The sequence below is a fragment of the Streptomyces sp. NPDC048248 genome, from assembly GCF_043201875.1.
Classification (GTDB): domain Bacteria; phylum Actinomycetota; class Actinomycetes; order Streptomycetales; family Streptomycetaceae; genus Streptomyces.
Genome location: NZ_JBICZL010000044.1, coordinates 1 through 13,768, shown reverse-complemented (window position 1 = coordinate 13,768; position 13,768 = coordinate 1). Strand labels below are relative to the sequence as shown.

The following is a 13,768-nucleotide window of genomic DNA, read 5'->3' as shown; positions in this document are numbered from 1 at the left end:
TCACGATCACCCGCCCGAGCCCGGCCACCACCCTGCGGACGTATCACCACCGTCGGCGGAACCACCCGACGAAACAACACCCACAACTCATCCGGCACCAACCGCTCAACCAGATCGGTCATGCACCGCTCAACGAGCCAACGAGCCATAAGAAACGGCTTCTAAGCATGTTTGCGTAGGCAGACGCGTTACACAGCGACGATGCGAGGATTGGGACCGGGGGTCTGACATACCGCGCACCGGTGCCCTTTGACAGCGAATTTTGAGTGTGTGCCGTCGCTCTCACCGAGCCACGTACTGCCATGTCGGCGGGCTAAGGTCCGTAACCGCCGTAACTCAGGGAGGCTGATGTGGCGCGTGATCGATTCGGACTGGCCGAGGTACTGGCGGCGGCGGAGGATGCCGCGCCGGTGGACTCCCTCGATGTCGTGGCGCGCAATTTGCGTGACCGGTTCAGTGCGCGATACGTGTCGTTCCTGTTCGTCGACGTCGTAGGCCGACGCCTGCTACGGGTCAACGACACGGAGGCTACGCCACAGGAGCACCGCCCCGAACACGTTCCCCTCGCCGGCAGCAGCGTCTACGACGAGGTCCTGCGCACCCAGAAGCTGGTGCAGACACCGCAGAGCGAACAGGGTCAGCGGGTCCTCGCCCCTGTCACCAACCGCGGCGACACCATCGGGGTCCTGGAGCTGTTCCTCACCCAGGTCACACAGGACGTGCTGGAGCAGGTCGAAGAGGCTGCGCACGCGCTGGCGTACATCATTGTCACCGACCGCCGCTTCACCGATCTCTACCACTGGGGCAACCGCACCACCTCGGTCAGCCTGGCCGCGGAAATACAGCGTCAGCTCCTGCCCTCGGCCCCTTCTTGCGAAGCCGCCGAGTTCACCCTCGCCGGCGCCCTGGTCCCGGCCTCCGACATTGCCGGTGACACCTACGACTACAGCCTCGACGACGGCACCCTGCACCTGTCTGTCACCGATGCCATGGGCCACGACGTCGATGCCTCGCTTATGGCCACCCTCCTGGTCAACGCCTCCCGCGGCGCCCGCCGCGCCGGAACGGACCTTGCCGAACAGGCACGCCAAACCCACCAGGCCCTCCTCGAGCACGGGCGACGGACCTTCGCCACCGGCCAGCTGCTGCGCATCGCCCTGGACGGGACCAGCGCCCAGCTCGTCAACGCCGGCCACCCCTGGCCGCTACGGCTGCGCGACGGCATGGTCAGCGAGCTGCACCTGGTCGTGAACCTGCCCTTCGGCGTCCTCCAGCAGGGTCACTACCAGGTGCAGGACCTCGATCTGCGCCCCGGTGACCGCCTCATTCTGTACACCGACGGCATGCAAGAACGCGAAGCGGAAACAGTCGACCTGCACGACCTCATCCTTGCTACCGCCTCCGAGCACCCACGCGAGGTCGTGCGCACTCTGGTCGCCGCGGTCACCGACGCTCACAATGGCCAGCCGCCGAGAGACGACGCGACCGTCCTATGCCTGGACTGGCACGGCCCCCCATGAGCTGCCGCGCAAACGCCTGAAAGCCGACCCCTGACGCAGCAGCGGAACGCCCGATCAAACTTCGAAGGCTGGTTCTCACGACCGTGAACTACCAGCCCGCGTGGCCCTCTCGCCTGGTCGTCGCCTGGGCGCACGACGGCTGGGGTGGGCAGGATTCCCGCCAGCGACTAGGCCCGCGTGCTCGATGGTGTCGTACACCGACCCCTCGGCTATAGGGGGACTGCCTGGGTCGCATACTCGGTGAGCGTTTGTGGTGCCGCGGATGCGGTGACGGCAGGGCTCTGTCTGCTGGAGCGAGGAAAGGTTGATGGGGGACATGGAAGACGCGAACGAACTGGCCGTGCCGGAAGTGGTGGACAGTCCGGCGTTGCGGAAGCAGCCAACCGGGGGCCTGGCGAGGTGGTTGCTGCGTCACCAGGTGCAGCCCATCGGGCCGGCGGCCGGTGAGGCGCATTCGGAGTCGCACCCCTGGTGGAAGGTGATGTGCCTGACCGGAGTCGACTACTTCTCCAGCCTGGCCTACGTACCGGCCATCGCCGCTCTCGCCGCCGGGGCGGTCTCTCCCTTGGCGACACTGCTGATCGTGGCGCTGACCCTGTTCGGCATGCTGCCGATGTACCGGCGGGTGACCAAGGAGAGCCCGCGCGGGGCCGGGTCCGTGGCGATGCTCGAGGATCTGCTGCCGTTTTGGTGGGGCAAGCTGTTCGTGCTGATTCTCCTCGGCTTCGTCGCCACGTCATGGATCATCACGATCACCCTGTCGACGGCGGACGCCTCCGTGCACGTGGTGGAGAACCCTTTCTTCCCCCAGGCACTGCACGGTCACGAGGTCGCCCTCACTGTCGCGTTGCTGGTTGTGCTCGGAGGGGTGTTTCTCCTCGGGTTCAGTGAAGCGGTCAGCGTCGCGATCCCGCTCGTCGCGATCTTCCTGGTCCTCAACGCGGTGGTCATCGCCATCGGTTTGGTGCACGTCTTCACCACGCCCGGAGCGTGGTCGGCATGGACGGACGCCCTCGTCGAGGGGGGAGGAGGGTTCGGCGACCTGATGGGGCCGGCGCTGTTGGCCTTCCCGCTGCTGGTCCTGGGCTTGTCGGGATTCGAGACGGGGGTGAGCATGATGCCGCTCGTCGCCGCCAAGGGGCAGGACGATGAGGAGAGGCTGCGTTCGCGCATTCGCAACACCCGCAGACTGCTGACCACCGCCGCGCTCGTCATGAGCGTCTACCTGCTCTCCGCGAGCTTCGTCACCACCGTCCTCATCCCTCACAAGGACTTCGAGGCAGGCGGCGCAGCCAACGGCCGCGCCCTGGCCTTCCTGGCCCACGAACACGTCGGTGAAGCGTTCGGCACCGTCTACGACATCAGCACCATTTTGATCCTGTGGTTCGCGGGCGCATCCGCGATGGCGGGACTGGTCAACATCGTTCCGCGCTACCTCCCCGACTACGGCATGGCCCCGGAATGGGGCCGCGCGGTACGCCCGGTCGTTCTGGTCTACACCGCCTTGTGCATCGCCATCACCATCGCCTTCGATGCCGACGTCGACGCCCAGGCCGGCGCCTACGCCACCGGCATCCTGGCCATGATGGTCTCCGGCGCATTCGCCGTCACGGTCTCGGCCCTGCGCCACCGGCAGCGGGCCACCACCGCAGGCTTCGCCGCGCTCACCGCGGTACTGCTCTACGCCCTGGTCGCCAATATCGTCGACAAGCCCGACGGCATTGCCATCTCGGGCGTCTTCATCGTCGGCATCATCGCCGTGTCACTGATCTCCCGGGTCTCGCGCACCACCGAACTGCGCGCCGACCGCATCGAGTTCGACCCGGCCGCCCGCCGGTTCATCACCGACACCCTCGCCCACGACAAGTCCATCAACATCATCGCCAACCGCCGTCAGGCCGGCGACCTGGCGGAGTACAGTGACAAGGAGCGCGAGCAGCGCGGCACCAATCCGGTACCCGGTCCCGCCGATGTCCTGTTCCTGGAGATCGACGTCGTCGACCCCTCCGACTTCAGCGAAACGCTCACCCTGCGCGGCGTCGAAGTCGACGGCTACCGGATCCTGCGCGCGGAAGCCCCCGCCGCCCCGAACGCCATCGCGACGATCCTGCTCGCCCTGCGGAACACCACCGGAGTAAAGCCGCACTGTTACTTCGCCTGGGCAGAAGGAAGTCCCCTGATGCACATGTTCCGCTACTTCCTGCTCGGCCGCGGAGACACCGCTCCGGTGACCCGCGAAATCATCCGCAGCCACGAACCCGACCCCGACCGCCGCCCCGGCATCCACGTCGGCGGCTGAGCCACGCGCCTACTCATGGAGGGCTGGTCGTCTCACCTCTACGGGGTCACCCTCGAGCTCTACACCGACGCACCGAGCCAGCCGCCAGCGGGCGGCTGACCGCGTCTGGGCAACTGGAACGCACGGCTGTTCGCCGGTTAGCTGCCCACTCAGGGCATAAGCTCGTCGTTTATGCGGTGCGGCGGGGCTTCTTCCCTTTCTTGTGGTGGGCGGGTCGGCTGTATCGCTCACCGGTAGTGAGGACTCGTCCCACGTCGTGACGGGTGGCTGGGTGGTGGATCTTCGAGCCGAGCGGCCGTCCGGGCCCTGGCCGGGAAGGTTTTGGAGCACGTGCTGGCGAGGGGGCTTTTGCCCACAGGTTTCTGAACCCTCGTCGGACCCGGGCTGGGGTGAGTCTGTTCGAGGTGGCTGGCTTCTCCCAGGGGCGTCGGAGGTCGGTGGCCAGTGGGCGGGCGAGGCGGAGCTGGGTGTGGGCGGCGATGATCAGCCAGGTCCACCGGTCGGCTGCCTCCGAGCTGCGAAGCCGGGGCTTCGTCCAGCCAAGGGTCTGCTTGAACAGGCGAAATGTGTGTTCAAGGTCGAACCGGCGGAGGAAGGACTGCCAGCAGCGGTCCACGTCGGCGGCGGTTGCGTCAATGCTGGACCACCAGAGCCAGACCGGCTTGTTGACCCCGCCACTGGGCAGTTTCTCGACGACCAGGCGGATGACGGTGCCCTCGATGATGGGCAGTGGTCCGTCGTGCTCCAGCCAGGCGCGTCAGCCTCGGGTGCAGCCGGTCCCATGCCTGTGCGGTCGCCTTTCCGTAGAGGCGTGTGTCGGTGACGGTCACGGCCTGCTCGGCGCCCCAGGTGGCGGCGTCGCCGAAGACGAACTCACCGCCGTGCTTCGGCGGCCGGCCGCCCTTCGGGTCGTAGACCCGCGGCGGTGTAGGTCGTCGCATGACGCGGTCCGAGCGCAGTCGGCTCAGAATCTGCACCGGGAGGTCCGTGAGTAGGTGGGCGATGCGGGGCTCGTCGTATCCGGCGTCCAGCACCACCAGGACCTCGGGATCGCCTTGCTGCCACTGGCCAGCGGCGATCAGTCGCTCGACGAGCTCACGGAGTTGGACGGCGGTCACCGCGGCGACGTCCGCCCCGGGCTCCAGCCGGACCGCGCCCAGCACCGCGGCCATGACGTACCGCCGGTCTCCAGGGCAGCCACACCGAGTACGGCCAGCCCGGCACCATCTGGGTGCTTGCCCTCACCCCGGCCGAACGTGTGGCAAAACGAGCGGTCCGGGCAGGTGCTGGCGTCCGGCCGCAGCCACGGCGAGACATCGACGGCCAGGACGATCCGGCCGTCCGCCGTCCTGGGCAGCGGCAACCCGGCCAGGGCCCGTCGCAGCCGGGCGACATCGATCCGCCCCTGGTTGAGCCCGCCGTAGAGGGCTCCATGACCACGGCGGTGTTCGGGTGCGAGGGCGAGCTCGGCCAGCGTCCGCACCGGTCCATCCGTGCACAGCAGTGCGTCGGTCAGCTCGAACAGGGCGTCACCCCGTGTGGTCAGGCACGCGTACAACTCCGACCGGAAGCGTGACACTTCCGCGAACGCATCCCGCAGGACACCCTGGTCCACCAAACTCATGACTACGGCCTTCGCGTTGGTCCCGTGCCTCTGTGACGGAGCACAGGATCTGGCGAAGGCCGCCTTCACGTCCGCTGAACTGCGAAAACACTGATCAAGTACGAGCCGCGTTCGACGCGGGACGACTAACGGCAAGCTCATCGACGGTCAGCGTCGCCAGCTGTGCAGCGCAGAAATCTTGAGGGCGTAACCGGAATCGCTGGACGGAAGTTGATCAGACCATGCAGACATTCTTGAGGAAGACGACTACCGCTGTCCTCGCCGCCGCCGCCCTCGGCGCCGTGGCCACCACCCCCGCAAGCGCGGCCGACCCAGCAGGTCAGCCATGCGTCCGACTGCCCGCCAAGGCAAATGTGGGGTCGCTCGTGGGCCTCGTCCCCATCGCTGTTCAGGACATCCCAATTCTCTCCGCGCCCCAGAACCAGCAGTGCACCAGCAACGACGCTGCCGACGAACCGCTGCCGCAAATCCTGGACGACATTCCCGTACTCTCCGGCAACGGTGAACACAACGGCTGATGCCACCCCACCACGGCCCCGTCCTCTTCGCGATGACGGGGCCTCGCGCTGCCCGGACACAGCGTCGCATGACCGGCCGGCCAAGAGGCCTGAAAGGCCTTCGCCGGATGCGGGCGCCCTACCCGTACGGCCGGTGAACTGCGAAGCCCACCTCATGTCCGAAGTGCGGTTCGAGGGCGGACGTTAAACGACAAGCTAAGGCTGGCGGCCGGACATCCAGACGCTAGCCCTGGGCCCGCTGAGCTCGCAGGGGCGGCCGACCGGTCAGGGGGAGTGCGAGCTGTCCAGCCAGCTCGCTAGCACTTCTTGCGAAGTACCGGTAGTCAGTGTTACTGCGTACCAGTACTCAGCGACACCGAATACATCGGGAAGGAGGTGCCCCATGGCCAAGCTGCTGACGGAGATGCTCAAGGGGACCCTGGATGGCCTCATCCTCGCGTCCCTGTCCGGCCGGCCTGCGTACGGATACGAGATCACTGCACGGCTGCGGGAGCAGGGTTTCTCCGAAATCGCCGAAGGCACCGTCTACGCGCTGCTTCTGAGGATGGAAAAGCGCGGCTTGGTCGACGTGGGCGAACTACTGCTGGTTCCTCGATCCGTCCAAGGCGCTGTGCCTCAAGCTCGCAGGGGCCCACGCCCGCAGGGCGACAGAACCCTTGATCGGCATGTGCGATTCAGCGCGGTGCCCCCAGGCCACCCACCATGCCGGGCACCGCCCGGTGTGGGCGGCCAGCGCCGAAAGCAAGAAGGTCTTCATCGCCACCATCGGACGCGCGCAGCGGACGGAGAAGGCCCGGCTGAGTACCGAACTTGCCCGCGATGAACGGGTGCTGGCTGAGATCGACGCCCTCACCGGAACGGGGGCATGACGTGGCGCGCATCAGCGACGAAGTCCGCCGCGACAATGAGGCAGCGATCCGTCAGGTGATGGGCCGGCTCCTGGCCGGCGAGGTTCCCGCGGGCAGCAAGTGCGACATCAAGACGCTCGCGGCCCAAGCAGGGGTCGCCCGGACGGGCTTCTATCCCAAGAAGAACCGCGACGGCTCGCCACGGCCGGGTCCCTACCAGCACCTGGCTGAGGAATTCGAGCGCCGGCTTGCCGAGCTCCGGGAGCAGGGAGTCGTTCCAGACCCGCGGGCCGCGCAGATCGAACGCCTCAAAGAGCAGGTCGCCGAGTTCAGGAAGCGCCTCGCCGTACGCGACGTGGAGATCGGCGAGCTCACCGACTTCAAGCGGCGGGCGCTGCCACAGATCGCCGCGGAGCGGATGGAGATCGAGCGGCTGCGTGAAGTCCTCGCCACCCCGTCGAATGTCCGAGCCCTGCCTCCCAGCCCACGGGTGGGAGCTCCGTACGTGGCCTCCGCCCGCACCCGTCTGCCGGGTCTCATGTACCGACACGTTGAGGCTGTGAGGGGCACTGCACGTGCCCTTATGAGTGACGGCACCGATTCGCTTCATCGATCTTTGCTCACTCGATAGGCGGGTCGAATGGTTGCCTCCGTTTCCTTTCCTGCCACGGTCGTTGATCCACTGCGCGGTGTCTGCAGCAGTCCCCTCGCATGCGTTCGTACACACACGTCACGCCGAACCACAGGAAGGAGGCACCGTATGCATCTGACGCCGCATGAGCAGGAGCGTCTCATGATCCGTCTCGCGGCCGATCTGGTCGAGCGACGCCTCATTCGGGAGCCCACTCTGGAGCTGAATTACCCGGAGGTCATGGCGCTGTTCTCCGCCTACGTCCTGGAGGAGGCGCGCCACGGCACCAAGACGGTCGCTGAGCTCATGGATACCAGTTTGAGCGATGTGGCGGAGGAGATCGAACAGCGCCACACGGACCTCAGGACCCCCCTCTCCCTGCCGAAGACGACGAGCATTCCGGGGACGACGACCAAGCCGGCCACGCAGAAGACGCTGGGTTCGCCGACCACGGCGCCCCCTGTGCTCCCGGTGCCCCCACCTCCAAGACCGACCATCAACCTCATGCCGGGCGTGAGGGAAATGATCGCCGATGTGCAGATCGAGGCGACGTTCAAGGACGGCACCAAGCTGGTGACCATCCCGCAGCCGTTCGGAGAAGACAAGGCACCGGTGTACCCGGGCCAGTACGAACTCCTCAAGGACGACGACGATCCGAACCAGCCGCCCTACAGCCCGAATCGGGTGTCGTACAACCTGGACCCGAGCGGCAACTTCCCGGGCGGGGACAAGCTGTGGGCGAGGAACACCGCGGACCGCCCGATCCAGGTCGGTTCCCACTTCCACTTGGAAGACGTCAACCCGCAGCTCCGCTTCTACACGGAGGTGAATGGCCAGGCGTCCTCCACGCCGGCTGTCGTGACGGGGAAGCGGCTGCATATCGCAGCCGGCACGTCGGAGCGGTTTGAGCCCGGTGTCAAGCGTGCGGTATGGGTGGTGCCCATCCGGGGGCTGGGACAGGTGAAGGGCCTCAAGGCCGGCAAGACCGCTCCGAACTGGACAGCCCCGGCCTCATCGAGCGGAACGGCCCCTGCCTCCTCCGGCGGGACGGCCCCGGCCTCATCGAATGGGACGGTGTGATGATGGGTACTCCCCCCAACCAGCAAGCCTCCGTCGTCGCTTCGCAACCGCCGGATCCCAGTTTCACCGTTCGCCCTCCGGTCCCGCTGAAGCGGGAGGACTACGCCACGCTCTACGGCCCGACGACCGGTGACAAGATCCGCCTTGCCGACACGGACCTCATCGTCGAGATCGAGGAAGACTGGTGCGGCGGGCCGGGGCGCAGCGGCGACGAGATGCTGTTCGGCGGCGGCAAGGTCATGCGCGAGTCGATGGGCATGTCTCACCGTGCGCGGGACAATGACCCCGACACCCAGCCGGGCGAAGAACCCGTGGACACGGTGATCACCGGTGCGTTGATCATTGACCACTGGGGCGTGGTGAAGGCCGACGTCGGCCTGCGAGGCGGGGTGATCAAGGCCATCGGACAGGCTTACAACCCGGAAACGATGACACCGAAGCCCCAGACCTCGACCAAGTCGTACGGCTCGAACTTCGTGGTGGGGCCGGACACCGAGGCGATCTCCGGAAACGGGAAGATCCTCACCGCGGGCGGCATCGACACGCATGTGCATTTCCTGGGTCCCGGACAGATCCACGAGGCACTCGCGTCGGGCGTGACCACGCTCATCGGCGGCGGCACCGGCCCCGCGGACGGCAGCAGGGCCACCACGATGACACCGGGCTGGTGGCACCTGGAGCAGACCTTCAAGGCGCTGGACGCCTATCCGGTCAACATCGGCCTGTTCGCCAAGGGCGGCACGATCAACCACAAGGCGCTGGAAGCTCAGATCGAGGCCGGCGCCATCGGCATCAAGGTCCACGAGGACTGGGGAGCCACTCCTGCCGCCATCAGGACGGCGCTGGATGTCTGTGACACCCACGATGCCCAAGTCGCCCTGCATGCGGACTCGATGAACGAGTCCGGATTCGTCGAGGACACCTTTGAGGCGACCAAGGACAGCAACGGCAAGCCCCGGAGCATTCACGTCTTCCATGTCGAAGGCGCCGGCGGCGGCCACGCACCGGACATCATGAAGCTGGCCGGGAAGGAAACGGACCCGAGAACGGGTGTGGTCAGGGAGTACACGAATGTGCTGCCCGCCTCGACCAACCCGACCCGGCCCCTGACGGTCAACACGGTCGCTGAGCACATGTACATGATGGTCATCTGCCATCACCTCAACCTCAAGGTCGAGGCGGACGAAGCGTACGCGGACTCGCGTATCCGGCCCTCCACCATGGCCGCTGAGGACCTGCTGCACGACATGGGTGCCATCTCGATGATGTCTTCCGACTCGCAGGCCATGGGGCGTATCGGCGAGATGGTCACGCGGACCTGGCAGACCGCACACGTCATGAAGAAGCGCCACGGACACCTGCCGGAAGACGCTACCCACGGCAACGACAACTACCGCGTCAAGCGTTACATCGCCAAGTACACGATCAACCCGGCCATCGCCCATGGCATCGACAAGTATGTCGGCTCGGTCGAGGTTCCGCGCACCGGCGAGCTCAAGGTCGCGGATCTGGTCCTGTGGGAGCCGAAGTTCTTCGGCGTGAAGCCACACATGATCATCAAGGGCGGGCAGATCGCCTACGCGCAGCTCGGGGACGCCAACGCGTCGATCCCGACGCCGCAGCCGTACCTGCCCCGACCCGTGTGGGGAGCGTGTGGCACGGCTCCGGGAGGCAACTCCTTCAATTTCGTCGTGGAAAAGGCCAACGACATCAAGAAGGATTACGCGCTGACCAAGGAGGTGAAGGTGATCACGTCCACGCGCGACAAGACCAAGCGGCACATGGTGCACAACGATGTGTCGCCGGAGATCACGATCGACCCCTCCAAGTTCCAGATCACCATCGGTGAAGGCAGGGGAACGAACTCGCGCCCATCCGGAACGAAGGCAGGCGAGGTCCCGCCCAACGCGCCGGGCGCATACAGGGGGACGACCAAGGATGCCGTCGCTGAGGTAGAAGGCGACCTGATGTTCGACGCGGAAAACTACCCGACCCCGGCCGCGGCGCCAGCCACGAGCCCGCCCCAGGGCAATGGCCTCTACGAGACCGAACTGCCGATGGCACAGAAGTACTTCCTCTTCTGAGCGCGGCGGCCGGCCCGGCGGCCCACCGCCGCCGTGCGGGCCGCTCGGGAAGTCCGTCCACCTGACCTCCGTACCTGCGAAAGGCAGGCCACCGCTCCCATGAGCCATGCCGCCCTGCTCGTCCTGGCCGACGGCCGTTTCCCTGCCGGTGGGCACGCCCACTCCGGCGGGGTGGAGGCCGCGGTCGCCTCGCGCGGCGTCCACGACGCCGCGAGCCTGGAGGCGTTCTGCCGGGGCCGCCTGCATACCGCCGGGCTGACCGCGGCCGGCCTCGCCGCCGCGGCCGCCAGCGGATACGACCCGATGGCGCTGGACGAGGCCGCCGACGCACGCACCCCCGTCCCTGCGCTGCGGCAGGTCGCCCGCAAACTCGGCCGGCAGATGCTGCGGGCCGCCCGGGCCGCCTGGCCCTGCCCCGAGCTCGACCAGATCGCCCACCGCCTGCCGCAGGGCGCCCACCAGCCCGTGGTCCTGGGCGTCACCGCCCGCGCCGCCGGCCTGACCCCGCTGGATGCCGCCCAGTGCGCCGCCTACGAGAGCATCGGCGGACCGGCAACGGCGGCAGTGCGTCTGCTGAGCCTCAACCCGTTCGACGCGACCGCCTTGCTCGCCCGACTCGCCGGCGAACTCGACGACGTCGCCCACACCGCCGCCGACGCGGCAGCACGGATCGACGCAGAAGGCATCGGGGTCCTGCCCGCCGCGTCCTCACCGCTGCTTGACATCACCGGCGAACAGCACGCCGCCTGGTCCATGCGGCTCTTCGCCTCCTGACCTCCCCCACCCCGTTCGGAGAACGCCATGCACCTCGACCACGACACGACCCGGCCGCACCACCACACCCCCAGCGCCGAAGCACTGCTCCCCGACGGCAGCCGCCGCGCCGTGCGTATCGGCCTCGGCGGGCCCGTCGGGTCCGGCAAGACCGCCACCGTCGCCGCACTGTGCCGGGCCCTGCGCGAACGGCTGTCCATCGCGGTCGTCACCAACGACATCTACACCCGCGAGGACGCCGAGTTCCTTCTCCGCGAAGCCGTACTGCCGCCCGAGCGCATCAGCGCCGTCGAGACCGGCGCCTGCCCGCACACCGCGATCCGCGACGACATCTCCGCCAACCTCGAAGCCGTCGAACAGCTGGAGGAGACCCTGCCCTCCCTGGATCTGATCCTGATCGAGTCCGGTGGTGACAACCTCACCGCCACCTTCTCCAAGGGGCTTGTCGACCACCAGGTCTTCGTCATCGACGTCTCCAGCGGTGATGACATCCCCCGCAAGGGCGGCCCCGGCATCACCACCGCGGACCTCCTCGTCGTCAACAAGACCGACCTCGCCCCGTACGTCGGCGCGGACCTGGGCACCATGGCCGCCGACGCGGAGAAGCAGCGCGGCAACCTCCCCGTCGTCTTCACCAGCCTGGCCTCGGACGACGGCATCCAGCCGGTTGCCGAGTGGGTCAACGGATGCCTGTCCGCCTGGCGTGCCGAGGTCGCCGTATGACAGCCGCTGCACCACGTACGCGCTCGACACCCACGGCGGAACACCTCACGCCGGCGCCGGTCGCCGACGGAAGCGAGACGGACAGCGGGCGGACAAACGAGGAACCCGCCGTCGAGTGGGTGCACGCAACGGACCCCGAACTCTCCGGAGTCCAGGCCACCGCCTTCATCAGGGCGACATACGACGGCTCCGCCACCACCGTTCCCGTCCGGCGCAACAGCGGCCCCTTCCACCTGAACCAGAAACGATCGCACGGCGAGTGGGCCCGGGTCAGCGTGCTCAGCTCCATGTGCGCACCCCTCGGCGGAGACCGACTCGCACTCGACATCACCGTCGAGGAACATGCCAAGCTGGAGGTGACCACGCCGGCCGCCACCATCGCGCTGCCCGGTGCCACCGCCGCGCCCGCGACCTACGATGTCCGTCTCGCCGTCGCCGACCACGCCATGCTGACGTGGCTACCGAAACCCCTGATCAGTACCCAGGGCAGCACCCTCCATCAGACCTGCACGGTCGACCTCGCACTGACCGCCGCCGTCATCGTGCGCGAAGAGCAACTTCTCGGCCGCATCCCCGAGCCGCCCGGCCACCTCACCACCCGCCTGACCGTGCATCGGGGCGGCCGCCCCGTCATCGACCAACACGCCTCCTACGGCGGGACGGCACCGACATGGAACGGCCCCGCCGTACTGGGCGGATACCGCGCCACTGGTCAACTCCTCGTCGTGGACCCCTGTTTGGGCACCGACCACCCACCGGTCCTCTTCGGCGACGATCCCGGCAGGGGCCACGCCGTTCTCACCCCACTCGCCCGGCACCCCGCATACCTGGCCACCGCCGTCGGCCGCGGCCTCCACGACGTCGGCGAGTTCCTGGACGCAGCACTCGAGCACATTCGGAACATGTAGACCGGACCAGAGAGCGACTCGCAGGTCGAGGAGTAGTCCCGCCCCGTGAAAAGCGTGGCGGGGCCAGAAACCAACGCATGGTTGTGTCGACAGACAGCGCCGAGATCATCACTCTCGACGCCTCCCAGCCGTAGAATGCTCCGTAGCCGCCGAGGCCACGGGACGTGACCTCCTCCACACCACTCGCGCGGAATCGGACACGATGGTCCTCCGCAGTGGGACGCGGGCCAGGGGCTCAGGCCATGCGCGAAGCGACACAACCTGCGGGGGACACGATCTCTGCGGAAACAAACCTCCGCAACAGCGTCCTGACCCTCTACTCGGCGACCAAAGCCGCCGTGCACAACCTGGCTCGAACCCTCGCCGCCGCACTCGCCCCGCGCGGTATCCGCGTCAACTCCGTCAGCCCCGGCTGTATCGACACCCCGATGTACCCGGCCGACGCGCTGACCACAGCGGAGGCAAAGGCGGTCACCGACCAGATCGTCGCCGGCCGCTTCGGACGCCCGGAAGAGGTCGCCGCGGCTGTGGCCTTCCTCGCCTCGGCCGACGCGTCCTACGTCAACGGTCAGGATCTCGTCATCGACGGCGGCCTGGTCGGTGCAGCATCTGTTAACGGCACACCCAGACCAACGGCCGACTGATCCAAACGAAACGGCCTAGCTGTATTGACCTGGAGCGTTGTTAACTCGGCTGACGGGTGGCTGGCCGCCGAGTGCGGTGTGGCTTCGGTGGTGGTTGTAGGTGTGGAGGAAGTCT

The 13,768-nt window shown here is 67.4% G+C and carries 10 protein-coding genes and 4 pseudogenes; 12 read left to right on the top strand and 2 right to left on the bottom strand.

The genetic code is table 11. The annotated features are described in order from the left end of the window. Window positions 1–350: 350 nt before the first annotated feature. Window positions 351–1,520 (top strand): PP2C family protein-serine/threonine phosphatase, encoded by a 1,170-nt coding sequence (locus ACGFZW_RS38765; RefSeq protein WP_393898041.1) that lies wholly within the window; start codon window positions 351–353, stop codon window positions 1,518–1,520. A gap of 316 nt (window positions 1,521–1,836) precedes the next feature. Continuing rightward, complete coding sequence (locus ACGFZW_RS38760) at window positions 1,837–3,819, top strand: amino acid transporter (RefSeq protein ID WP_393898042.1); 1,983 nt, start codon at window positions 1,837–1,839, stop codon at window positions 3,817–3,819. Window positions 3,820–4,451: 632 nt separating this feature from the next. Here the strand turns inward: ACGFZW_RS38760 and ACGFZW_RS38755 are convergent. After that, window positions 4,452–5,443, bottom strand: a pseudogene (locus ACGFZW_RS38755) (transposase). Between the two features lie 320 nt (window positions 5,444–5,763). Between ACGFZW_RS38755 and ACGFZW_RS38750 the strand changes: the two are divergent. The 10 genes and pseudogenes from ACGFZW_RS38750 to ACGFZW_RS38705 form a co-directional block, all read left to right on the top strand. Further along, window positions 5,764–5,961 (top strand): annotated as a pseudogene (locus tag ACGFZW_RS38750) (rodlin); the annotation flags it as partial. 382 nt (window positions 5,962–6,343) lie between these two features. Next, window positions 6,344–6,517 (top strand): annotated as a pseudogene (locus ACGFZW_RS38745) (PadR family transcriptional regulator); the annotation flags it as partial. Between the two features lie 109 nt (window positions 6,518–6,626). Further along, window positions 6,627–6,830: a hypothetical protein gene (locus ACGFZW_RS38740; protein ID WP_393898043.1), complete on the top strand. Its 204-nt coding sequence runs from the start codon at window positions 6,627–6,629 to the stop codon at window positions 6,828–6,830. Between the two features lies 1 nt (window position 6,831). After that, a complete protein-coding gene (locus tag ACGFZW_RS38735) occupies window positions 6,832–7,440 on the top strand; it encodes a hypothetical protein (RefSeq protein WP_393898040.1) in 609 nt (202 codons plus the stop codon). Between the two features lie 129 nt (window positions 7,441–7,569). Then, window positions 7,570–8,520: an urease subunit gamma gene (locus tag ACGFZW_RS38730; protein ID WP_393898039.1), complete on the top strand. Its 951-nt coding sequence runs from the start codon at window positions 7,570–7,572 to the stop codon at window positions 8,518–8,520. A gap of 2 nt (window positions 8,521–8,522) precedes the next feature. After that, window positions 8,523–10,604 (top strand): urease subunit alpha, encoded by a 2,082-nt coding sequence (gene ureC / locus ACGFZW_RS38725; RefSeq protein WP_393898038.1) that lies wholly within the window; start codon window positions 8,523–8,525, stop codon window positions 10,602–10,604. A gap of 99 nt (window positions 10,605–10,703) precedes the next feature. Next, window positions 10,704–11,378: an urease accessory protein UreF gene (locus ACGFZW_RS38720; protein ID WP_393898037.1), complete on the top strand. Its 675-nt coding sequence runs from the start codon at window positions 10,704–10,706 to the stop codon at window positions 11,376–11,378. Window positions 11,379–11,405: 27 nt separating this feature from the next. Beyond that, the gene (gene ureG / locus ACGFZW_RS38715) at window positions 11,406–12,101 is read left to right on the top strand and encodes an urease accessory protein UreG (RefSeq protein ID WP_393898036.1); all 696 of its coding nucleotides are present in this window, start codon (window positions 11,406–11,408) and stop codon (window positions 12,099–12,101) included. Next, the gene (locus ACGFZW_RS38710; RefSeq protein ID WP_393898035.1) at window positions 12,098–13,009 is read left to right on the top strand and encodes an urease accessory protein UreD; all 912 of its coding nucleotides are present in this window, start codon (window positions 12,098–12,100) and stop codon (window positions 13,007–13,009) included. The genes ureG and ACGFZW_RS38710 overlap by 4 nt, the downstream gene beginning before the upstream one ends. 242 nt (window positions 13,010–13,251) lie before the next feature. Beyond that, the gene (locus ACGFZW_RS38705; RefSeq protein ID WP_393898034.1) at window positions 13,252–13,653 is read left to right on the top strand and encodes an SDR family oxidoreductase; all 402 of its coding nucleotides are present in this window, start codon (window positions 13,252–13,254) and stop codon (window positions 13,651–13,653) included. Between the two features lie 15 nt (window positions 13,654–13,668). Here the strand turns inward: ACGFZW_RS38705 and ACGFZW_RS38700 are convergent. Further along, window positions 13,669–13,768, bottom strand: a pseudogene (locus ACGFZW_RS38700) (IS481 family transposase); the annotation flags it as partial.

Bases quoted from the DNA above. Each gene is read 5' to 3' on its own strand.
- ACGFZW_RS38760 (WP_393898042.1), top strand. From the start codon at position 1,837: ATGGAAGACGCGAACGAACTGGCCGTGCCGGAAGTGGTGGACAGTCCG.
- ACGFZW_RS38740 (WP_393898043.1), top strand. From the start codon at position 6,627: ATGTGCGATTCAGCGCGGTGCCCCCAGGCCACCCACCATGCCGGGCAC.
- ACGFZW_RS38730 (WP_393898039.1), top strand. From the start codon at position 7,570: ATGCATCTGACGCCGCATGAGCAGGAGCGTCTCATGATCCGTCTCGCG.
- ureC (WP_393898038.1), top strand. From the start codon at position 8,523: ATGGGTACTCCCCCCAACCAGCAAGCCTCCGTCGTCGCTTCGCAACCG.
- ACGFZW_RS38720 (WP_393898037.1), top strand. From the start codon at position 10,704: ATGAGCCATGCCGCCCTGCTCGTCCTGGCCGACGGCCGTTTCCCTGCC.
- ureG (WP_393898036.1), top strand. From the start codon at position 11,406: ATGCACCTCGACCACGACACGACCCGGCCGCACCACCACACCCCCAGC.
- ACGFZW_RS38710 (WP_393898035.1), top strand. From the start codon at position 12,098: ATGACAGCCGCTGCACCACGTACGCGCTCGACACCCACGGCGGAACAC.
- ACGFZW_RS38705 (WP_393898034.1), top strand. From the start codon at position 13,252: ATGCGCGAAGCGACACAACCTGCGGGGGACACGATCTCTGCGGAAACA.